The organism is Wylensekiella montiformis (genome assembly GCF_009697385.1).
Taxonomy (GTDB): Bacteria; Bacillota; Negativicutes; order Selenomonadales; family Selenomonadaceae; genus Selenomonas_A; species Selenomonas_A montiformis.
This window is the reverse complement of record NZ_VUNL01000005.1, coordinates 172315-191339: the sequence shown is the minus strand read 5'-3', so window position 1 is coordinate 191339 and position 19025 is coordinate 172315. Positions and strand designations below refer to the sequence as shown.

General features: G+C 54.5%; 21 protein-coding genes, 1 tRNA gene and 3 pseudogenes. 7 read left to right on the top strand and 18 right to left on the bottom strand.

The window, feature by feature from the left end; genetic code table 11:
- Positions 1–109: 109 nt before the first annotated feature.
- Positions 110–556 (bottom strand): transcriptional regulator PerR, encoded by a 447-nt coding sequence (gene perR, locus FYJ78_RS06300; RefSeq protein ID WP_195847891.1) that lies wholly within the window; start codon positions 554–556, stop codon positions 110–112.
- A 308-nt stretch (positions 557–864) separates the two neighbouring features.
- On the opposite strand from perR, the gene FYJ78_RS06295 reads away from it, so the two are divergent.
- Positions 865–1206 (top strand): hypothetical protein, encoded by a 342-nt coding sequence (locus FYJ78_RS06295; RefSeq protein ID WP_154620539.1) that lies wholly within the window; start codon positions 865–867, stop codon positions 1204–1206.
- 93 nt (positions 1207–1299) lie between these two features.
- Here the strand turns inward: FYJ78_RS06295 and FYJ78_RS13155 are convergent, their stop codons facing one another.
- From FYJ78_RS13155 to FYJ78_RS12960, 4 genes and pseudogenes are all read right to left on the bottom strand, one after another.
- The gene (locus FYJ78_RS13155; protein ID WP_235899900.1) at positions 1300–1728 is read right to left on the bottom strand and encodes a methyl-accepting chemotaxis protein; all 429 of its coding nucleotides are present in this window, start codon (positions 1726–1728) and stop codon (positions 1300–1302) included.
- Between the two features lie 525 nt (positions 1729–2253).
- The gene (locus FYJ78_RS06285; RefSeq protein WP_154620537.1) at positions 2254–3630 is read right to left on the bottom strand and encodes a sodium-dependent transporter; all 1377 of its coding nucleotides are present in this window, start codon (positions 3628–3630) and stop codon (positions 2254–2256) included.
- 67 nt (positions 3631–3697) lie between these two features.
- Complete coding sequence (locus FYJ78_RS06280; protein WP_154620536.1) at positions 3698–4156, bottom strand: low molecular weight protein-tyrosine-phosphatase; 459 nt, start codon at positions 4154–4156, stop codon at positions 3698–3700.
- 556 nt (positions 4157–4712) lie between these two features.
- Positions 4713–4844, bottom strand: a pseudogene (locus FYJ78_RS12960) (terminase); the annotation flags it as partial.
- Between the two features lie 50 nt (positions 4845–4894).
- Between FYJ78_RS12960 and FYJ78_RS06270 the strand changes: the two are divergent.
- Positions 4895–5188 carry a type II toxin-antitoxin system RelB/DinJ family antitoxin gene (locus FYJ78_RS06270; RefSeq protein WP_154620535.1) on the top strand — a complete coding sequence of 98 codons (294 nt, stop codon included), beginning with the start codon at positions 4895–4897 and terminating at the stop codon, positions 5186–5188.
- Positions 5181–5453 carry a type II toxin-antitoxin system RelE/ParE family toxin gene (locus FYJ78_RS06265; RefSeq protein WP_328597657.1) on the top strand — a complete coding sequence of 91 codons (273 nt, stop codon included), beginning with the start codon at positions 5181–5183 and terminating at the stop codon, positions 5451–5453. Before FYJ78_RS06270 ends, FYJ78_RS06265 begins: the two co-directional genes overlap by 8 nt.
- A 10-nt stretch (positions 5454–5463) precedes the next feature.
- Here FYJ78_RS06265 and FYJ78_RS12955 read toward each other — a convergent pair whose 3' ends face one another.
- The 3 genes from FYJ78_RS12955 to FYJ78_RS06250 form a co-directional block, all read right to left on the bottom strand.
- The gene (locus tag FYJ78_RS12955) at positions 5464–5562 is read right to left on the bottom strand and encodes an HNH endonuclease (RefSeq protein WP_328597656.1); all 99 of its coding nucleotides are present in this window, start codon (positions 5560–5562) and stop codon (positions 5464–5466) included.
- A 267-nt stretch (positions 5563–5829) separates the two neighbouring features.
- The gene (locus FYJ78_RS06255) at positions 5830–6090 is read right to left on the bottom strand and encodes a transposase (protein ID WP_328597655.1); all 261 of its coding nucleotides are present in this window, start codon (positions 6088–6090) and stop codon (positions 5830–5832) included.
- Positions 6091–6230: 140 nt separating this feature from the next.
- Positions 6231–7100, bottom strand: a complete 870-nt coding sequence (locus tag FYJ78_RS06250) for an Rpn family recombination-promoting nuclease/putative transposase (RefSeq protein WP_154620532.1) — start codon at positions 7098–7100, stop codon at positions 6231–6233.
- A gap of 137 nt (positions 7101–7237) precedes the next feature.
- Here FYJ78_RS06250 and FYJ78_RS06245 point away from each other — a divergent pair.
- Positions 7238–7315 (top strand): annotated as a pseudogene (locus tag FYJ78_RS06245) (type II toxin-antitoxin system YafQ family toxin); the annotation flags it as partial.
- Between the two features lie 168 nt (positions 7316–7483).
- On the opposite strand, the gene FYJ78_RS06240 reads toward FYJ78_RS06245, so the two are convergent.
- Together FYJ78_RS06240 and FYJ78_RS06235 are read right to left on the bottom strand one after the other, a co-directional pair.
- A complete protein-coding gene (locus FYJ78_RS06240) occupies positions 7484–8926 on the bottom strand; it encodes a fused HPr family phosphocarrier protein/2-hydroxyacid dehydrogenase (protein ID WP_328597652.1) in 1443 nt (480 codons plus the stop codon).
- Positions 8927–9008: 82 nt separating this feature from the next.
- Entirely contained in the window at positions 9009–9842 is an 834-nt protein-coding gene (locus tag FYJ78_RS06235; RefSeq protein WP_154620531.1) for an Rpn family recombination-promoting nuclease/putative transposase, read from the bottom strand.
- 270 nt (positions 9843–10112) lie between these two features.
- Between FYJ78_RS06235 and FYJ78_RS06230 the strand changes: the two genes are divergently transcribed.
- The gene (locus FYJ78_RS06230; protein ID WP_154620530.1) at positions 10113–10535 is read left to right on the top strand and encodes an EamA family transporter; all 423 of its coding nucleotides are present in this window, start codon (positions 10113–10115) and stop codon (positions 10533–10535) included.
- Between the two features lie 131 nt (positions 10536–10666).
- Positions 10667–11434, top strand: coding sequence for a sulfite exporter TauE/SafE family protein (locus FYJ78_RS06225; protein WP_154620529.1), 768 nt, complete (start codon positions 10667–10669; stop codon positions 11432–11434).
- Positions 11435–11462: 28 nt separating this feature from the next.
- Here FYJ78_RS06225 and FYJ78_RS12950 read toward each other — a convergent pair.
- From FYJ78_RS12950 to FYJ78_RS06210, 3 genes and pseudogenes are all read right to left on the bottom strand, one after another.
- Positions 11463–12482, bottom strand: a pseudogene (locus tag FYJ78_RS12950) (phosphoethanolamine transferase); the annotation flags it as partial.
- Positions 12483–13088: 606 nt separating this feature from the next.
- Positions 13089–13164 (bottom strand) — tRNA-Thr (locus tag FYJ78_RS06215).
- 150 nt (positions 13165–13314) lie between these two features.
- Entirely contained in the window at positions 13315–14388 is a 1074-nt protein-coding gene (locus FYJ78_RS06210) for an FAD:protein FMN transferase (protein WP_195847887.1), read from the bottom strand.
- A 214-nt stretch (positions 14389–14602) separates the two neighbouring features.
- Here FYJ78_RS06210 and FYJ78_RS06205 point away from each other — a divergent pair, with 214 nt between their 5' ends.
- Positions 14603–14923 carry a hypothetical protein gene (locus FYJ78_RS06205; protein ID WP_235899887.1) on the top strand — a complete coding sequence of 107 codons (321 nt, stop codon included), beginning with the start codon at positions 14603–14605 and terminating at the stop codon, positions 14921–14923.
- 93 nt (positions 14924–15016) lie between these two features.
- On the opposite strand, the gene FYJ78_RS06200 is transcribed toward FYJ78_RS06205, so the two are convergent.
- The 5 genes from FYJ78_RS06200 to FYJ78_RS06180 form a co-directional block, all read right to left on the bottom strand.
- Entirely contained in the window at positions 15017–15553 is a 537-nt protein-coding gene (locus FYJ78_RS06200; RefSeq protein WP_154620526.1) for a 2-oxoacid:acceptor oxidoreductase family protein, read from the bottom strand.
- Complete coding sequence (locus FYJ78_RS06195; RefSeq protein ID WP_154620525.1) at positions 15550–16374, bottom strand: 2-oxoacid:ferredoxin oxidoreductase subunit beta; 825 nt, start codon at positions 16372–16374, stop codon at positions 15550–15552. The genes FYJ78_RS06200 and FYJ78_RS06195 overlap by 4 nt, the downstream gene beginning before the upstream one ends.
- Positions 16374–17522, bottom strand: coding sequence for a 2-oxoacid:acceptor oxidoreductase subunit alpha (locus FYJ78_RS06190; RefSeq protein WP_154620524.1), 1149 nt, complete (start codon positions 17520–17522; stop codon positions 16374–16376). The genes FYJ78_RS06195 and FYJ78_RS06190 overlap by 1 nt, the downstream gene beginning before the upstream one ends.
- Positions 17519–17719, bottom strand: a complete 201-nt coding sequence (locus FYJ78_RS06185) for a 4Fe-4S binding protein (RefSeq protein ID WP_154620523.1) — start codon at positions 17717–17719, stop codon at positions 17519–17521. Before FYJ78_RS06185 ends, FYJ78_RS06190 begins: the two co-directional genes overlap by 4 nt.
- 285 nt (positions 17720–18004) lie before the next feature.
- The gene (locus tag FYJ78_RS06180; protein WP_195847886.1) at positions 18005–18880 is read right to left on the bottom strand and encodes a DMT family transporter; all 876 of its coding nucleotides are present in this window, start codon (positions 18878–18880) and stop codon (positions 18005–18007) included.
- Between the last annotated feature and the right edge of the window lie 145 nt (positions 18881–19025).

Sequence of the window (19025 nt, the reverse complement as noted above, 5' to 3'; positions counted from 1 at the left end):
GTATCCGTGGTAAAATGATTTTGATCCATAGCGATTCTCCTTTGTGGTTGTGTTTTTGTGCAACTACATTTTACCACAAAGGTTCGCTATGGATTTTTAAGTGTTCAACTTAATTATACAATCCGCCATTCTTTGCCGTCTGGCAAACCGGACAGATTCCAAAAAAATAATACTGATGATCCGTCAGGACATAGCCGGTTTCCTGCGCCGCCGCCTGCTCCATATCCCGGCTAGGCAGCTCCGTCATGACATCGTCCACGCGCCCGCACTTTATGCAGCGGATATGCGGATGATGACTGGTATTGGCATCATAGCGGAATGCTTCTTCGCCCACATTCAGCTCCTGCGCCAGTCCCACCTCGCAGAGAATGGACAGCGTCTTGTAAATCGTAGCCAAACTCATGGTCGGATAATATGGCTGCAACTCCCGGTACAGCATCTCCGCGTTCGGATGCGCCGTCGTATGCGAAAGCGCGTTGTATACGGCCAGCCGCTGCGGCGTAACCTTAAACCCCTGCTCCCTTAACAGGGCGGTCACTTCTTTCGGCTTCATCATCGTCTTCATAAAATCCCCCTTTCCATTCAGCCGAAATGCCCGGCTTTTGTAACCAATAATAATTATCTATTTGTTTATATTTTAGTAAAAAAACATTCTCCTGTCAACCGATTCATTCCGCCGGATATCCCCATCTTCCGCCGCGCCGCAGCAGGCGTTTCCGCTTTTGTCTGATTATTCCGTGCTTTAGCAAAACACTTTCTTTTATTTTCTTAAATGAAAGCCTTTACATTCGTTTTAGAAAACGGTATACTATGAGCCAGAAAAGGGATAACAACGATTTATAGATGTAAAGGAGTTTGATAACTATGAAGAAGAATGAGGTACTTCGCCCGATTGCCATGATTGCCCTGATGTTCAGCCTGCTGCTTGGCCTGACCGTCGTGTCGTTCTCCCGTCCGGCTGTGCTCGACGATGTCACAGCCGCCGGCTACGCGCAGCGCTATGTGCCGAGAGACAGCGTATTAAACGGCGTCGCCGACGAGGGCAGCGACTATGTGGCGACGTTCAGCCGGGAAGACGCCGGTATGGACATCACCTATAAGCTGACCGTCAACAAGGCCAGCCAGGAGATCACGAACGTCCGCATGGAAGTCAACGACGGCGGCAACATCGTAGTCAGCAACACCGATTCAAACGTCAGCCGCTGACCCGCCCGGCCATCGGCGCAAAAAAACGGGAATCCGACAATCTTTTGCCGGATTCCCGTTTTTTGTATGCCAAAGCCCGCAGAAGCTCCTCCGTCAAACCTCGCCAGCCATCTTTTCCACCGCTTCCGAGGTCTTCCGCAGCGCATTGCTTTCCTTCGAAATCTGCTGAATCAGATCGGCCTGCTCGACGTTGACCTCCGTGAGCTGGGCGATCTCCTCGTTCAGCGAATGAATCGAATTGCGAATCTTGGTCAGAATATCCGTGATCTGCTGCGCCGAATCCGCACTGTTCTCCGCCAGCTTGCGGACCTCTTCGGCGACGACGGCAAAGCCGCGTCCCTGCTCGCCGGCGCGGGCCGCTTCGATGGCCGCGTTGAGGCCCAGCATATTCGTCTGCGTCGCAACGCCCTTGATGAATTCAATCACCTTATCCGTTTCCGTGACTTCGTCGGCTGCTTTGGCGGTAAGCTGCTTGAGACTCTTGCCGCTGTCTGCCAGCGATACGGCTTTTTCTGAAATCATGCGAAGCGACGTGGACAATGTCTCCGTAGCCTGCGACAACTGCTCTGCCGTTTCGTGCATGGCCCGCTGATGTTCCAGCGACTGATGAACGGCCACCGCCCCGACGATCTGCCCGTTTTCCTCCAATGGGATGCTGACCGCCACATAAGGCACGCCGTATACTTCTTTTTTCACCTGCACCACCACGCGGCGCTTCTCGTTCATAGCCACGGCCACCGCCGCTCCCGGCTTGACCGCTTCGCCGACCACGACCTGCGAAGCGATCTCCTGAATCGAGTTGGATGCGATCCATTTTTCCCGGTCTGAAACGACCATCCCCACCCGCTGCGTCATAAGCCGCGGCAGCAGCGGCGTCACTGCCTGAAATGCCTCCAATATGGAAACTGCCATTGCGATTCCCCCTTACAACAGACTTCGTAACCATTCATTACGCACTGTTTGATTTACATATAATAATTTTCTGCAAAAAAAGCGGATTCCCTGCCGGCGGAATCCGTTTCTCCATTTATTTCTCCCTCCATCCGGTCATTTGCTGAAAAACAGCGCATAATAGCCGTTGATAAAAATCAGCAGCACAATCAGAGGCAGAATCCATGTCACATAAAAGCGCACGCCATCCGGGAACCGGACGCCCCGTCCCGTATTCGCCTCCCGAATAAAGGAATCCCAGCCCCAGCCCAGACGGCTCGTACAAAAGGCCAGATAAACCAGCGAACCAAGCGGCAGGAGATTGTTGCTGACAAAGAAATCCTCAAGGTCCAGCACGCAGGACCCCGGTCCGAACGGCTGGAAGCCGCTCCAGACATTAAAGCCGAGCACGCAGGGCAGGGACAAAAGAATGATGGCCGGTATGCCCCAGCGAATGATCGTCCGCCGATCCCGGCGAAGAAGCTCGAAAAAGCAGACAATCAGATTTTCGAATACGGCAATGACCGTAGACATCGAAGCAAAGGACATGAACAGAAAAAACAGAGCGCCCCAGAGCCGGCCGAGCGGCATCGCAAGGAATACATTGGGCAGCGCGACAAACAGCAGATTCGGGCCGCTCGCCGGATCCACACCATAGCTGAAACAGGCGGGGAAGATAATCAGCCCTGCCATGATCGCGACAAACGTATCCAGAAGCACCACCCAGATCGCTTCGCCGGTCAGACGCTTGGACTTGCCGATATAGCTGCCGAAGATCGCCAGTGCGCCAATGCCGATGGAAAGCGTAAAGAACGCCTGCCCCATCGCGGCAAAGACCACCTCTTTCCAGCCGTATGCCTGCAGCCTGCCAAAATCCGGATACAGGTAATAGCGCAGTCCCTCGCCGCCTCCCGGCAGCAGGACGCTGTTGACCGCCAACGCAACCATCAGCAGAAGCAGGCAGGTCATCATCCACTTCGTAATGCGCTCCACGCCAGCCTGCACGCCAAGATAGCAGACGCCGCCGCAAAGCAGCACGACCAGCGCCATATATCCGCCCATCGTCACAGGATCCTGCAGCAGCGCGCCGAATGCGGCGCCGACGCCGGCCGCATCCAGCCCATCAAGCCCCCCGGACGCCATCTTGTACAGATAATACAACATCCAGCCGGAAACCGTCGTATAAAACATCATGAGCAGCAGATTGCCCGCAATCGCTCCGTATTTATACCAGTGCCATTTCGTCCCCGCCGGCTCCAGCACATCAAACGATTTGGCCGCGCTGCGGACACTCGCACGGCCGACAGCAAACTCCGCCACCATGATCGGCAAGCCGAGCAGCAGCAGAAAGGCCAGATAAATCAGCACAAAAGCCGCGCCGCCATATTGCCCGGTGATATAAGGAAACCGCCAGACATTGCCCAGCCCGATCGCACATCCCGCCGACACCAGAATAAATCCCAGACGTGTCGAAAAACTTCCCCTTGACTCCAAAAAAACACCCCTTCTGCGAAAATACAGGCCGTCACTTCAAACGGCCTCTGATGAAGTTTTATTTATCTTACCGCATCGATCGGATCTTGTCCAGCAGCGCACGGCAGCCGCGCAGCACGTCGCGGTACGTCGCATCGAAATCCCCCGTATACCAGGGGTCCGCCACATCGCGCCGCTCTCCCGCAAAGCTCATGAGCAAATGGCACGTTTTCTGCGGATCATTGCCGGTCAGCCGCATCAAATCACGCATATTCTCCGAATCCATGGCAACGATGACATCATATGCCCCGTAATCCGCCCCGGTAATCTGGCCAGCCTCCCGCCGCGAAAAAGGAATCCCATTGGCCCGCAGCACACGCTGCGTCCCCGGATGCGTATCACTGCCGATCTCATCCGTCCGGCAAGCCTTCGACTCCACCGCAATCTCCTCAGCAAGCCCTGCCCGCCGCACCAGCTCCCGCATCACAAACTCCGCCATCGGCGACCGGCAAATATTGCCGTGGCAAACAAAAAGTATCTTCTTCATCACAAATCTCCTTCCAGATATGACGTGATACGCCGTGAAATGCCCGTTTGTGCCGACTTTGCTGAGAGTACACCAGAATTGTCAAAAAGTGTAGCAGTGGCATAATAGGGCAAATCAGGGCATATTAAGTCCCTCATAAGTAGTAAACTTAACGCACAAACGTCCACTTTGTGGACATTGTGCGCCCGTCCTTACAGTAAATCCTGCCAATCGCGCTGCGCCTGCGGCTTGCGCTCTTGGGGATTTACATAGTAAAAACGTAGTAGGAATGGGGGGTACTACTCCCGCAAGCCCCTGAAAATGTCGACGGCAAATGAACATTTTCTTTATCATAGCATGGGAAATAGCGAATCACAATATCCTCACATCATTGACAAACCTACAGAGGGATATGTCCATGTGACATATCCCTCTCTTGCATTATCTGTCGTTATTGCTGTTAATCGTTCCTCCGCTATGGCGCAGTATTCCGGCGATATTTCAAATCCGATAAAATCCCGTCTGGCAAGCCGAGCCATCTTCGCCACCATAGATCCGATTTCGTTCCAACATCATGTCATCCGCCCTTCCTGGAGCGGAGCAGTTGTTCCATCTTGTCCACTTGGGGCAGTCCCTCGAATGTGGTGGTGCAGTTTTGCTTGACGATTTCAAAAATCTCGTACCACAGCAGATTGGCTTGCTTTTGGTATTGCATTTGTTTCACTTTTGCGTTACAATACTTCAAAAGGAGGGATTGTCATGCCTAAGACAGCCAACATCAACCTTCGCATCGAGCCGGATATCAAAGCCCAAGCCGAGGCCGTATTCTCCAGCCTTGGCATCTCGGTCACCGATGCTATCAATGTCTTTCTTCATGCATCCATCATGGAAGGCGGTTTTCCGTTTCAGCCCAAACAGCCACGATACAATCGTGAAACTGTGATGGCCATGCAGGAAGCACGGGACATCATGGCCGGAAAAGTCAAGGCAAAACGCTACAGTTCCTTGAATGACATTTTAGCGGACATGGATGCGAAGGATGCCCATAATTGACTTAGTAACCACTACACAGTTTAGAAAAGACTTAAAACGCATACGCAAGCGGGGTTATGATTTGTCGAAGCTGGACGATATCCTTCAGAAACTTCGTGCTGAAAAGCCTTTACTGGAAAAGAATCGTGACCATGATCTGACCGGAGATTATAAAGGCTTCCGCGAGTGTCATGTTGAACCAGACTGGCTACTTGTTTATGCAGTAGACAAAGAAAAAATCATACTTATCGCCTCCCGCACGGGGACGCATTCCGATTTATTTTGACGGCTTATCATTAGCCGTCTTTTTTTTTGCGCCGATGAATTTTCTCGTGACAGCTGACGCACAGACTCCGAAGATTTCTCTCGTCATTCGTGGCCTGCCCCCCGACGATTAGACTCTTTAAACGAAAGGAAGCTCTTTAAATCTTAATTGCCCGTGTCTTTGCTTATCTGTGCTGCCATGCGCTTAGGACCATAAGATTCGTGTGTTATCTTATGCAATTCGCGAATCTTTCTCAGTAGCTCGTCATTGGCAATGTCGCGTTGACTGGGCCGTCGCCGATGCCAAGCGTAATAACCGCTCTTGGACACATTGACCCATTTTGCCATCTTCGCAATCGAATATTTGCCGCGATTAGCCTCTATGTACAAATATCTGATCACTTTAGGCTCTTGGCGAAGAAGGCACTCGCTTTTTTTAAGAATTCATTCTCCCGCTCAAGTTCTTTGATGCGTTGACGCAACTGACGTTTCTCTTCGTCTTCTTTATGGAGTTTCCCGCTGCCGACAAAAGGCTGCTCTGGATGCTTCATGTACCGCTGCTTCCAGGTATAAAACGAATTTACATTTATATCCAGCTCACGAGCTACTTGACTGGCAGGAATGCCACTCATTACACGCTTGACTGCTTCTTCCTTAATTCATTGCTATAGGTCTTTTGTTTCGTGGACACTATCTCATCACCTCATGGTCTTATTTTACCATTCGTTTATAGTGTCCATCAAACGGGGTATAGGCCAGCATCCTCCGTACAGGCATCGTGGAAGGTGTACAAGGGTTCTCAGTGCACCACGAGTTTCCGGAAGTTTTCTTCGGACATACCTGCTTTCTTCGCGGCTTCCTTGAGCGTGAGCACGCCCTCACGGACCAACTCCGCAAGTGTGGTCCAACGGCCTTCCTGACGGCCTTTTTCCATACCTTTTTCCATACCTTTTTCCATACCTTTTTCCATACCTTTTTCCATACCGCGTTCTTCGCTTCTCCGCAGTTCCATGTAGTAGGTCATATACTCCACCTTCATTTCCTTGTTTTCTTTTGCTACTTCCACCTCATTGGCAATGGTTTCCGTAAATTTTCCCTTCGGCGCCTTGCCCTCGATGTAGTCGAGGAAAGCCGCGAGATCGCTGTCGATGCCTTCTCGCTTTCCTTTGCTGTTCAGGAAAATCTTCGTCGTCTCGTCGCCCATCTCTAGCGTCGCATCCTCTGCGCAGGTCTCACGGAAAGTGTACTGGCTGAGATTGCGGTCAAAGGGATCAAACGTGCAGATAAAGATGATATAAGTCTTCCGCAACTTCGTGTAGAACTCGCCCTTGTTAAGCACGTCCATGTCCATCATGGCCTGATAATAGCGCGTACGCTTCGGTAGTTCCGCGGGGTCGGCGTAGTCGGTTGTCTGCATCTCGATATCGTAGAGCGTGCCCTTGTCGTCCTCGACGTAGACGTCTAATCTGACGCTCTTGCTGTCGCGGCGGACGTTGATCCCTTTTTCCGTTTCCGGGAACATGATCTTGCGGATCTTGATGTGCAAGATTTTCTCAATGAACCGCTTGCAGAGACGTTTCTTGCGCATGACTTTCTGAAAGATGAAATTGTCCGCGATGGTCAGGTTTTCCCAGATCTTGTTGACCTCGCTCCTCGTCATTTCCTCCATGGGCAACACTCCTTTCTTATTCAATTATACGCTGACGGGAACGCTGCTGGCAAGAGAATCTATTGGTACCAAGAGCTGCCATTGCGTGCAATATCAATACTGTCTGACAGTAGCATGCGCCTCCAGAACCAGACTGGCTTCTTGTTTACCGCCAAGATTTAGATGCATTGGAACTTTTCTTGTTCCGTACAGGTACCCATTCTGACTTATTCTAGCATCTATGCTTCCCTGCAGGATACAGGAAGAAATAAAGAAAACGGCAGCCAGGCAAATATGCCAGGCTGCCGTTCTTCGTTTTTTCTCACGCTTCACGGGAAAACTTTATGATGCTGTGCTCCATGAGATATTGCCGCGTCTTGGGATATTAGAAACCGTAATGGTGCTTATTTCACCTCAGCAGCGCCGAGCGGGCAGCCCTCGTTGAAATTGCGGGCGTTCTCCATCGTCACCGCCGCGATGGCCTGCAGCGCCTCGCGCGTGAAGAATGCCTGATGGCTCGTGAGGATGACCTGCGGGAACATGAGCAGGCGGCCCGTGACATCCTCCGTCAGGACGTCGAAGCTGTGATCCGTGTAGACATTGTCATCCTCGCCCTCGTAGACGTCGAGCGCGACCGCATGGAACTTGCCCTTCTTGAGTGCAGCGATGAGCGCCTCCGTATCGATGAGGCCGCCGCGCGCGGCATTCGTGAGCATGACATCGTCCTTCATGAGGGAGATGGCCTTCTCATCGATGAGATGATACGTGCCGCCTTCGCCCATGATGAGCGGTGCATGAATGGAGATGAGGTCGGAGCGCTTCAGAACCTCCTCCTTCGAGGCATAAGTGAGCAGCCCCTCTTCCTCGAGCTTCTTGTTCGGGTACGCATCCCAGCCGATGACCGTCATGCCGTAGCCCTTGCAGATGCGCGCCATGCATTGGCCGATGCGCCCCGTGCCGAGGATGCCGGCGACCTTGTTGTGGAGATCGACGCCGAGCAGGCCCGTGAGGTCGAAGTTGTTGTCGCGCACCTTGTTGTACGCCTTGTGCAGGCGGCGGTTCGCGGCCTGCAGCGTCGCCATCGCATGCTCCGCCACCGCGTACGGGGAATAGGCCGGTACGCGCAGAACCGCGATGCCGTACTCGGCAGCAGCCTTTTTATCGACATTGTTGAAGCCAGCGCAGCGCAAGAGGATCAGTCGGACGCCGCCATCGTGCAGCTGCTCGATGACAGGGCGCGGCGCCTCGTCATTGACGAAAATGCACACGGCGTCATAGCCATTGGCGAGATGCGCCGTCTCGTTCGTCAGGCGGCTCGTGAAATATTTGAGCTCGACGTTGTACGTACCCTCGCCCTTGTCCTTTGCGAGTTCGCTGAAATAGAGGCGGTCATAATCCTTCGTGCCAAAGAACGCGACCTTGAGGACGGGGACCTCTTTCTCCTTCGGGCCCATGGCCTCAAAGACCTCCTGGATCTTCTGCGCGGCCTCCTCCTCGTCGGGGCCGTCCACCGTGACATTGACCTTCGCGCCTTTCGCGGCATGGAGGTTCAGGATCTCCAGCACATTGTTGCCCTGGGCAGTTTCATGGTCGGTTTCGAGCGTCACCGCCGCCCGCAGGCTGCTGCATGACTGCGCGATCTGCGCTGCGGGACGCGCATGGATACCGAGTGAACACTTCACGACGACTTGGAATTTTTTCATTAATAGGATCCTCCCATAAAAACAATGCGTCTCATCTATTATATCTATATCGCAAATACGATTATACGACGCCGAGCGTGTGAAATCAATAACATATTGCAGTCTCGCTGCACTTTTTTGAAAGTCTTTTACCGAGATTGACACCGCTGCAGAGAAAGCCCGCCGCGCCGGATGCTTCTGTAGTGCCGTAGCAGACAAAAAGAATCCGAAACACCAACAAACCTCCTCAGAGCTCTGCGATCTTCTTGAATTTTTCCTCTGACATACCCGCCACATCCGCAGCGTCTTTCAGGCTCAGGAGCTTTGCCACAACGAGTGACTTCAACGTTTCCAAACGGCCTTTTTCCATACCTTTTTCCATACCTTTTTCCATACCGCGTTCTTCGCTTCTCCGCAGTTCCATGTAGTAGGTCATATACTCCACCTTCATTTCCTTGTTTTCTTTTGCTACTTCCACCTCATTGGCAATGGTTTCCGTAAATTTTCCCTTCGGCGCCTTGCCCTCGATGTAGTCGAGGAAAGCCGCGAGATCGCTGTCGATGCCTTCTCGTTTTCCTTTGCTGTTCAGAAAAATCTTCGTCGTCTCGTCGCCCATCTCCAACGTCGCATCCTCTGCGCAGGTCTCACGGAAAGTGTACTGGCTGAGATTGCGGTCAAAGGGATCAAACGTGCAAATAAAGATGATATAAGTCTTCCGCAACTTCGTGTAGAACTCGCCCTTGTTAAGCACATCCATGTCCATCATGGCCTGATAATAGCGCGTACGCTTCGGTAGTTCCGCGGGGTCGGCGTAGTCAGTCGTCTGCATCTCGATGTCGTAGAGCGTACCCTTGTCGTCCTCGACGTAGACGTCTAATCTGACACTCTTGCTGTCACGGCGAACATTGATACCTTTTTCCGTTTCCGGGAACATAATCTTCCGAATCCTGATGTGCAGAATCTTCTCGATGAACCGCTTACAGAGACGTTTCTTGCGCATGACTTTCTGAAAGATGAAATTGTCCGCGATGGTCAGGTTTTCCCAGATCTTGTTGACCTCGCTCCTCGTCATTTCTTCCATGGGCAACACTCCTTTCTAACTCAATTATACGCTGACGGGAATATCATTGGCAAGAGAGTTCACTGATGCAAAGAGCAGCAAGCCCGGCCTCCTTCACTTCACGTTGACGCGGCAAAACAGATATGATAGAATGGCAGTAATCTCATCGATATGTATTTTCTGTCGCCGGACAGAAAATACCGAGGTGTCGGGAGATTGTTTTACGGCATGACCGCATGCGGCAAGACAATCTCCCGACACCTCTTTTTTGTTTAGGAGGTGCTGAGACACATGAACCTGGCTTTCCTCGTTCCCTTTTTTATCGGCGTGATCGGCAATATGGGCTATCATCTGGCTGCGAAGGCAACCCCGTCGGGCGTTCCTCCGTTTCTCGCGCTCAGCGTGGCCTATCTGGTCAGTTTTCTGCTGTGCGCCGCCGCGTATCTGATCACGAGTCATTCTCTGCGTCAGGATCTCTTTTCTCTCAATGGGACTTGCGCCGTCTGGGGCGTGACGCTTGTTGGCGTTGAACTCGGCTATATCCTGATGTACCGGGCCGGCTGGAAAATCAGCACCGCTTCGCTCGTAGTCAATGTCACCATAGCTCTCCTGCTGACAGCGGTCGGCGTGCTGTGTTACAAAGATATCCTTCTCCCCAGACAGTTTCTGGGCATCGCCCTTTGCCTGATCGGTATTTTTTTCCTTCACACATGAAAGAATCAACATCAAGGGACTGACAATGCCTCTCCCCAGCTTTTATCCGATGGTAATGGATGCAAAACTCCCGCCTGACTGTGGTTCATTGTATAATAGAAAGGAAAAACAAATCTCAGGAGGTCGTTGGAATGGAATCTTATCTTTCGGGACTCGCCGCACATGCGCTGCCGCTCAGCTGCGTCGCGGCTGCGGCGTTCCTGCAGTCGCTTACGGGCTTCGGGCTGGCGATTGTTATGGCACCGCTTTTGATGTTGTTTTACGATGCAAAAGCGGTGGTATCCGTCGTGCTGCTGCTCTGTCTCTGCGGCAATTTTGTCCAGAGCATCCTGCATCTGCGCGAGGTGAACCTGCGGCTGGTGGCGTTTCTGTATCTCGGCGTTCTCATCGGGCAGCCCATCGGCTTTCAGATTTTCGATATGGCAGCCAGTGAGACATTGAAGCTGCTCATCAACCTCATGGTGCTGATCTCCCTGCTCGTCATGCAGGCGACGCGGGCGCGCTTCCGCGAGACGAACGGCAACTCGGTGAGGACGGGCGTGCTAGCGGGCATTACCTCTGTCACGACGGGCATGGGCGGGCCGCCGTTTCTCATTTATATTGCGCACACGAAAATGGCGCCCGGGATGCTGCGCGCCACATGTTTTCTGTTCTTTTTTCTTTGCAACATCACGTCACTCGTCACGCACGGACTCGGCGGATATGGCATTGACTCATCGTTTGCGGGGTTTTTGTATCTCGTCCCCGGTCTGCTGACGGGGCTCCTGCTCGGCGATCTGCTTTACCGCTTTGTACCAAAGGGCTGGCTGCGGCAGGCGATTTTTGTGCTGCTCTACGCAACGTCGCTCTTTGGCTGCGCGGAGTTTTTGTTCCACAAGGCCGGCGCCTTTTTCTTCTGACGGCCGCCGGATGATTGGTTTGAAATGCCCGCGACATCCAGACGACGCAAGGAATATCGCGCTGCCATGGGCTCGCTTCGTCCCCGTGTCCCGCAAGATCGCGCACATCGTAAACTTCTTCTCCGTGATCCGACAGGAATACAACGACGGCGTCTTTTCCCTCGAACCGCCGAAGGATCGCATCGACAATGGCATCATCATAGAGTACGGCGTTATCGTATGCCGCGCGCACAGCGCGTTCTTTTTCCCCGGAGGCCAGACCCCGACCGCGTTCATCCTCCGCGGTAAACTGCGCATAGGCGGCGGGATAACGCCGCTGGAAATCCTCATGCGCCCCCATGAGGTGCAATACGAGAAAATGAGACTCCGCATCGCTTTCTTCCGCCAACGTCTCATCCAGCAGCGGCAAAAGCTCTTCATCATATCGCTCGGACAAATCAATCGTATGGGACAGACAGCTCGTAAATTTCATCGTATCGCAGCGCCCGCCAAGCGTCCGCCCAATGCTCCCGTAGAAACCGGACGACTCCTGATTCGACAGCCAGGCCGTACGCACCCCCGAATGCCGCAGGATATCGAAAAGATTCCCGTATTCATACCACAGGCCTTCTGATGCGTTGTCATAAAAGCTGAACAAGGTGCGCAGCACGGCCATCGTCCCCGCATGCGGACTGGTCACCTCGCGGAATACCGCCAGCTCGCCCGCCGCGCCGCGGGCATCGAGGTGCGGCGTCGTCGGCAGGCCATAGCCATACAGCGACATATGATGGCGGCTCGTCGATTCTCCAAGGATAACGATCACATACGGAATATCATGCGCGTCCGAAAGGATCGTAACCGGATGCTGCGCCAGCGTATAGTCTACATATGCGGTCGAGCCGATCTCCTCCTTTGCCTGCTGTACATTCACCGCCAGCCGCCAAAGCGACAGGGACTGCGGGATATGGCGCACCTGCTGCTCCGGATCATACCGCGCATGAACCAGCCCCGCCGTGAAAAACAGCAGAATCAACCCCGCCAGCGCAAAGCGGACATACCGCAGCCTCATGAAGCAGCAGCGCACGGACGCAGGCACGTTCCCCCGTTTCCAGCACAGCATAGCCAGACCGAAAGCCAGCAAGGTCCATGCGGCAACCGGTGCGATCGCGCCCGCCTGACTGACGGCATATTCCGTTGCCTCCGCCGGATTCGTCGCAGCGACCACTTCCAGCAGTCCGGCATCGAGCACACTGTGATACTGACGCAGGGTGAAGGCATCCACGCCGAAGAGCAGGATGCTGAGTCCTGCCAGCCCCGTCCGCACCGCCCGCGGCAGGAACCCGGCGGCAGCCGTCAGCACAAGCGCACAGCCCATGACCCGGAACATGCCTTCCACCATCAGGACAAACCGCGGAAAAGGCGCAAGCGATGCCCCCTCGAAAAGCGACAGCTGCACCAATGTCGGTATATTGGTCACGCAAAGCACAGCAAAAAAGGCGGTAGACCACCGCCAGGAAGCGGCCGCACGCCGCCAGACAGATCGAAAACCGTAATGCTTCACCCTCGCCGCTCCTCCTCTTTTCCCGCAGGCGAAAACGCAATCTATTTTCCAACGGACCGCGCATCCCCGCTCATAAGAAAAGGCCCCCGGTAAACCGGAAGCCTTGATTGCTTATGGAGCTGATTATAGGACTTGAACCTACGACCTGCTCATTACGAATGAGCTGCTCTACCAACTGAGCTAAATCAGCACGCATCATCATAATGCGTAGTCATTATATCCCCTATTCTGTACTTTGTCAATAAAATTTTTTTCGCTGACGATTTGCTTGTAGGTTTTTCCTATCTGCTAAACTGCACCTGCAGAATCAAAAAGGAACACGTCTGGTCTGCCATGCGCCTCACGGCACGTCGGCAGGTTCGGTCTGGATATGCCATGTGAAATCCGGATGGACTTGCTGAATGATGTCGTTCAGGCCATGCGCCGGCCAGAGGATTTGATCCTGACTGCAGATCATGCCGTGGATTTCCGGAGGCAGACGGCGAAGGAAGTCCTGCCCCTGTTCCGGGCCGAGGACGAATACGGCGGTCGTCAGCAGGTCGGACAGCATGCCGGCGTCCGGCAGACTGCCGTCGACAACGATGGTGTCGCTCATGGCGCCGCTGCGGGAAGGCGCGCCGGTCCGCGGGTCGAGGATATGGTGATAGCGGATGCCGTCACGTTCAAAAAATCGTTCGTAGTCGCCGGATGTGGACAGGGCCTGCCCGGAAAGCGGGATGACCGCCAGCATGGTATCGGGATCGCTGCTGCGCGGATGGCGGATGCCGATCCGCCAGGATGCGCCTTTGTCATTGTTCCCCAGCGCGAAAAGAGAGCTGGCGCCCAGATTGATCAGTCCGTTCCGGATGCCGTGTTTGTCATAGATTTTCCGCACTTCGTCCAATGCCATGCCCTTGGCAATGCCGCCGAGATCCAGACTCATGCCGCTTTCGGTCAGCCGGGCGCTCTGCGTTTCGGGCTGCAGTTCGAGTTTCTGCCAGCCGACGCGCGCACGGGCCTGTGCGATTTCTTCCGCCGAAGGGACGTGCGCATGTTCCGTGCCGATTCCCCACAGCGCGACAAGCGGCCCCGTCGTCACGTCCCAGGCCCCGTCCGTCCGGCGGGAATATTCCTGAGAGACTTCCAGCATGTGATATACTTCGGCGTGGAGCGGCACCCACTGCCCGCTGCCCGCAGATTCTGCCAGCTTCTGCAGGTCGCTGTCCACGCCGGCCGGCGATGCCATGGCATCCAGCTCCCGAAGCCGCTCCATTCCTTCATCGACAGCCTCCCGGGCCTGCGGCCCCTCCGCACTGAGCGTGGCGACCGTGTCCATGAGCATTTCATGGCGCTGCACCTGCTGCCGCCCGCAGCCGGACAGCAAAATCAGCAGCATCAACACGACTCCTGCCAGAAAAATCCGCTTCGCTTTCAAACTGATACCTTCCTTCTCTATGGCAAGTTCCGGGATCTCAGGCAGAACCTGCCATTGACACATACTCCCGCCAGCGCAGGCGGCCGCTTATCCGGTGCAAACGGATTGCGCTCTGCCGCCGACGGATTTACAACGTGATTGTACAAAAGGGAACCCGCCTCTGTCAAGAATCGCGGCAGGCGAAATTCGCGGCGGCGGCAGGATTTTCTGTCCGATGCGCGAAAATAGTATACATACGAATGAAAAAGGATGTGATACCATGAATGCCCGCAAGCAAGCCGATAAGATCGCCTATTTTTTCATTGCTTTTGCCGTCTATCTCCTGATCCGCGCGTTTTCGACCTATCTGATCATCCCGCTGGTCAATGTCCTGCTCTATGTCTCCATCGCTCTTTCTCTGCTTGCCAGCAATGTGCCGCGCGTCATGGATATCCCGCTGCATTATGCCTATCCGGTACGGTGCGTCGAATATTTTACCTTCTGTATCGCCATCGTCTGTTTCATCGCCCTTTGCATCCGCCATATCTGGCTCTGAATCAGGCGCCGACAAAAAAGGCAGGAGACTCAAGCACGAGTTTCCTGCCTTTTGCGTTTCCTGCCGCCGGCTTCCATGCGTCGGACGGTTGTTTTATTTTTTCGCGTCCCCGGCGGCATCCCAGCCGACCTGAAGGGCTTTCATGTTTTGTTCCACCGTATGCGGCGGGACGCGATGCGCTACGGATTGCCTGATCGTCTCGAACTTCACCAGACCGGTAAGGCGGACCAGCGCGCCCAATGCCACGATATTGGCGAACAGCGGCCTGCCGACCTCTTCCACGGCCAGTCTGGTGATCGGGATGCGCACGACATGCGGAAAGTCCGGCGTCTCCGGTACGAGGCTGTCGTCCAGTACGAGCAGACCGTCCGGATTCAGATCGCTGTAATATTTATCCGCGGCCTTCTGTGTCATGGCCAGCACGAGATCCGGCACAAGCACATGCGGATGATAGATCGGGCCGTCGTCAATGATGACTTCGGACTTTGACGCGCCACCGCGCGCTTCCGGTCCATAGGACTGGGACTGGACGGCTTCTTTTCCCTCGGCCACGGCGGCTTCTGCAAGGATAATGGCCGCCGTAATGACGCCCTGTCCGCCGGAACCGGATAATCTCAGCTGTTTTCTCATTTTGCCGCACCCCCTGCCCGCTCAATGACCTGATCATACGCCGTATCATAATCCATGGCCTCAGCCTGATAAAACAGGCCAATGGGGAATTTCTCACCGGCTTTTTTATCGTCCGGCAGTTTGTCCCAGGCCGCCTTCATGACGGCGTTATCGCGCATCCACATGAGCATATTCGCCGGGCTCCCCATCTTGTTCTTGCGCCCATAGGCGGTCGGACACTGAACCATGGCCTCGATAAAGGAAAATCCCTTATTGTCCAGCCCGCCCGCAATCATATCGACGAGATGCTTTTCATGATAGGCTGTGGAGCGCGCCACATAGGTAGCGCCGGCCGCTTCAGCCAGATGGCAGGCGTCAAAGGGACGATCCACCGATCCATACGGCGCCGTCGTCGCTTTTTTGCCGAGCGGTGTCATCGGGGAAGCCTGTCCGCCGGTCATGCCGTAAATGTTGTTGTTGAACAGCACAACGGTGAGGTCTACGTTGCGGCGGCATCCGTGGATGAAATGATTGCCGCCGATAGCCGTGCAGTCTCCGTCGCCCGTAATCACGATGACATGAAGATCCGGATTGGCCAGCTTAATGCCGGTTGCAAACGGAATAGCCCGGCCATGCGCCGTATGGAGCGTATCGAAATCCATATAACCGGAGGCCCGCGACGAACAGCCGATACCGGATACAATGACCGTGTTGTCCTGAGACAGACCTTTTTTCTCAATGGCTTCCACGATTGCCTTCATCGCAATGCCATTGCCGCAGCCGGGGCACCAAAGGTGCGGGAGCCGGTTCTGACGGAAATATTTTTCATAGCTTCTTTCCATTACTTATTCCCCTCCCCGCAGAGCGCATCGATACCGGCTTCGATTTCCGCCGGTTCAAACGCCTTCATATTGTATTTGCCGCAAAGCTCTACCCGGCATTTTCCAGCAGCGGCGCGGCGTACTTCGTTCACAATCTGGCCGTAGTTCAGCTCGGCCACGGTAATGCCCTTGACGCGGGCAGCCAGCCGCTCAATGGCCTTGTCGGCAAACGGCCAGATCGTCATGAGACGGAGCAGACCGACCTTCTGCCCTCTCCGGCGGGCATTGGCCACCGCCTCATAGGCCGTGCGGGCTGTGCCGCCAAATGCTACCACGGCATATTCGGCATCATCCATGAAATATTCTTCCGTATGAATGATCTCCTCACCCGCGCGGGCGATTTTTTCATGCAAGCGGCGGATGGATTCTTCCGTGACCTTCGGACTGCCGACCGGGAACCCTGTATCATCATGAATCAGTCCTGTAACATGAATACGATAGCCCGTTCCAAAATCCGCGACGTTCGGTACGAGGTCTTCATCCGGTTCAAAGGGTTCGTATCCCTCAGCCCGCGTCTTTTTCGGCACGCGGCGCGGATAGAGCCGGAGTTCCTCCGGTTCGGGCAGTACGACGTTTTCACGCAGGTGGCCGACGATCTCGTCCATGAGCAGGATGACCGGTGTGCGGAAGCGCTCGGCGTAATTCACGGCCATGACCGTCGTATCGTACGTCTCACGGACGCTCCACGGCGCAAGCGCAATGATGGGATGGTCGCCATGCGTCCCCCAGCGGGCCTGCATCACGTCCGCCTGAGACGGCGCCGTCGGCTGACCGGTCGACGGGCCGACGCGCTGTACGTTGACGAGGACGCACGGGATTTCCGCACAGGCCGCATAGCCGATGAGTTCCTGTTTCAGGGAAAAGCCCGGGCCGGAGGTCGCATCCATCGCCTTCATGCCGGCCAGCGAGGCTCCGAGGATTGCGCCCATGCTGGCGATCTCATCCTCCATCTGCACGAACTTGCCGCCGACGCGCGGCAACAGCTTGGCCATCGTCTCCGCCACTTCGGTGGACGGCGTAATCGGATAGCCTGCAAAGAAGCGGACTCCCGCGGCAATCGCGCCCTCAGCGCAGGCTTCATTTCCCTGCATTAATCTTGCCTTGCTCATGCTTCCGCCCCCTTATCAACAAAAATCGCATAATCCGGGCAGCGCAGCTCACACTGTCCGCAGGCGATACAGGCATCGCCGTTAGCCACATGTACCTTTCCCAGCTCATCCAAGGCCAGCACCTGTTTCGGGCAGAACGCCACGCAGATTCCACAGCCTTTGCATCTCGCCATCTTGATGGTGATTTCAGACTTCATCGAGGTCCCTCCCAGTCAACAATACTTTTTCTGCCACAAAAGGGCCGATATTATGCCACAAATACATAGAAAGTATGTCTTTTATGCAATACACTTTTACATCATAGCAGATATGTTAATAAAAATCCAGCTTTTTGTAAATTTATTATGTATTTGAACGAAACATCCCTCCTCCCCATGTGTTTTTCTGATTTCTATGAATTGTCCGATATATCCAGCTGCAAAAAAAGGATTCGCCATTTGATAGACGAATCCCTTTTTTGTGCGCAAGGAAAAGACAAAATTTCAGACTTCTGCTTCACGCCGTCTGTCCGTCCGGCTGCTCCGGCCGGACAAAATCACACCGGTCAGAACCAGTGCCGCGCCGATCAGGCTGCCCGTCCCGAAGGGTTCATGCAGAACGATCACGCCGATCATCGCGGCAAAGACCGGCTCCAGACAAAACAAAATGCCGATGCGCTCTGCCGAAGTGTATTTCTGTGCGGTCAACTGAGCGATAAAGCCGAACGCCGAACAGATCAGGCCGAGGTAGCCGACGGAAAACCAGCCCGAAAAACCGGTCGGCAAAGCGGGCGATTCCAACAAAAATGCCGCAGCCACTCCCAGAAGGCCGGTAACGCCAAACTGCAGGACGCTGAGCATCAGCGCGTCCATGCGGACCAGCAGGCGGCTGGCATAACAGACCTGTACAGCATTGAGCATCGCACCGCAGAGACAAAGCAGATCGCCGGGATTGAGACTGAGGCCCCGGTGAAGCGTCAGAAAACCGACGCCGGCCGCCGACAAGGCAGACGGGAAAAGGATGCCGGCCCGGACCGGCCGCCCATAGCCGTATTTCTCCACAAACGGGATGAATACGACCATGAGGCTCGTGATAAATCCCGCATTGGACGTCGTCGTATACTCCACCCCGATGACCAGACAGGAAAAACTGATAAAAACCAAAGCCCCCGTAATCACGCCGGCCATTATCACCGGCCTCGTCAGCGAGCGCCAGGCCCGCCCCGGCAGCAGCGCTGCTGCCGCAAAGGCAATCCCGAAGCGGTAAGCGATCAGGGTAAACGGACCGACTGACTCCAGTCCCGTCTTCATAAACAGATACGACGATCCCCAGCAAAACGTCACAAAGAGCATCAACATCTCCGCGCGTTTCGTATTCATTCTCACCAGCTCCCTTTCTGCTGCCCCGTCATTCGTCCGGAGCTCCCTGCTTGTCCATGTGTTCATCGAGAGTACATTGTAACAAATTTTCTTTCGCCTGACTACACCTTGAAAAAATTTCAGGTAACAGGGTTACAGCCTGCGG

Bases quoted from the DNA above. Each gene is read 5' to 3' on its own strand.
- FYJ78_RS06185 (WP_154620523.1), bottom strand. From the start codon at position 17,719: ATGAAGTCTGAAATCACCATCAAGATGGCGAGATGCAAAGGCTGTGGA.
- FYJ78_RS06190 (WP_154620524.1), bottom strand. From the start codon at position 17,522: ATGAGCAAGGCAAGATTAATGCAGGGAAATGAAGCCTGCGCTGAGGGC.
- FYJ78_RS06270 (WP_154620535.1), top strand. From the start codon at position 4,895: ATGCCTAAGACAGCCAACATCAACCTTCGCATCGAGCCGGATATCAAA.
- FYJ78_RS06295 (WP_154620539.1), top strand. From the start codon at position 865: ATGAAGAAGAATGAGGTACTTCGCCCGATTGCCATGATTGCCCTGATG.
- FYJ78_RS06180 (WP_195847886.1), bottom strand. From the start codon at position 18,880: ATGAATACGAAACGCGCGGAGATGTTGATGCTCTTTGTGACGTTTTGC.
- FYJ78_RS06230 (WP_154620530.1), top strand. From the start codon at position 10,113: ATGAACCTGGCTTTCCTCGTTCCCTTTTTTATCGGCGTGATCGGCAAT.
- FYJ78_RS06250 (WP_154620532.1), bottom strand. From the start codon at position 7,100: ATGGAGGAAATGACGAGGAGCGAGGTCAACAAGATCTGGGAAAACCTG.
- FYJ78_RS06225 (WP_154620529.1), top strand. From the start codon at position 10,667: ATGGAATCTTATCTTTCGGGACTCGCCGCACATGCGCTGCCGCTCAGC.
- FYJ78_RS13155 (WP_235899900.1), bottom strand. From the start codon at position 1,728: ATGATTTCAGAAAAAGCCGTATCGCTGGCAGACAGCGGCAAGAGTCTC.
- perR (WP_195847891.1), bottom strand. From the start codon at position 556: ATGATGAAGCCGAAAGAAGTGACCGCCCTGTTAAGGGAGCAGGGGTTT.
- FYJ78_RS06235 (WP_154620531.1), bottom strand. From the start codon at position 9,842: ATGGAAGAAATGACGAGGAGCGAGGTCAACAAGATCTGGGAAAACCTG.
- FYJ78_RS06205 (WP_235899887.1), top strand. From the start codon at position 14,603: ATGCGCGAAAATAGTATACATACGAATGAAAAAGGATGTGATACCATG.
- FYJ78_RS06200 (WP_154620526.1), bottom strand. From the start codon at position 15,553: ATGAGAAAACAGCTGAGATTATCCGGTTCCGGCGGACAGGGCGTCATT.
- FYJ78_RS06280 (WP_154620536.1), bottom strand. From the start codon at position 4,156: ATGAAGAAGATACTTTTTGTTTGCCACGGCAATATTTGCCGGTCGCCG.
- FYJ78_RS06195 (WP_154620525.1), bottom strand. From the start codon at position 16,374: ATGGAAAGAAGCTATGAAAAATATTTCCGTCAGAACCGGCTCCCGCAC.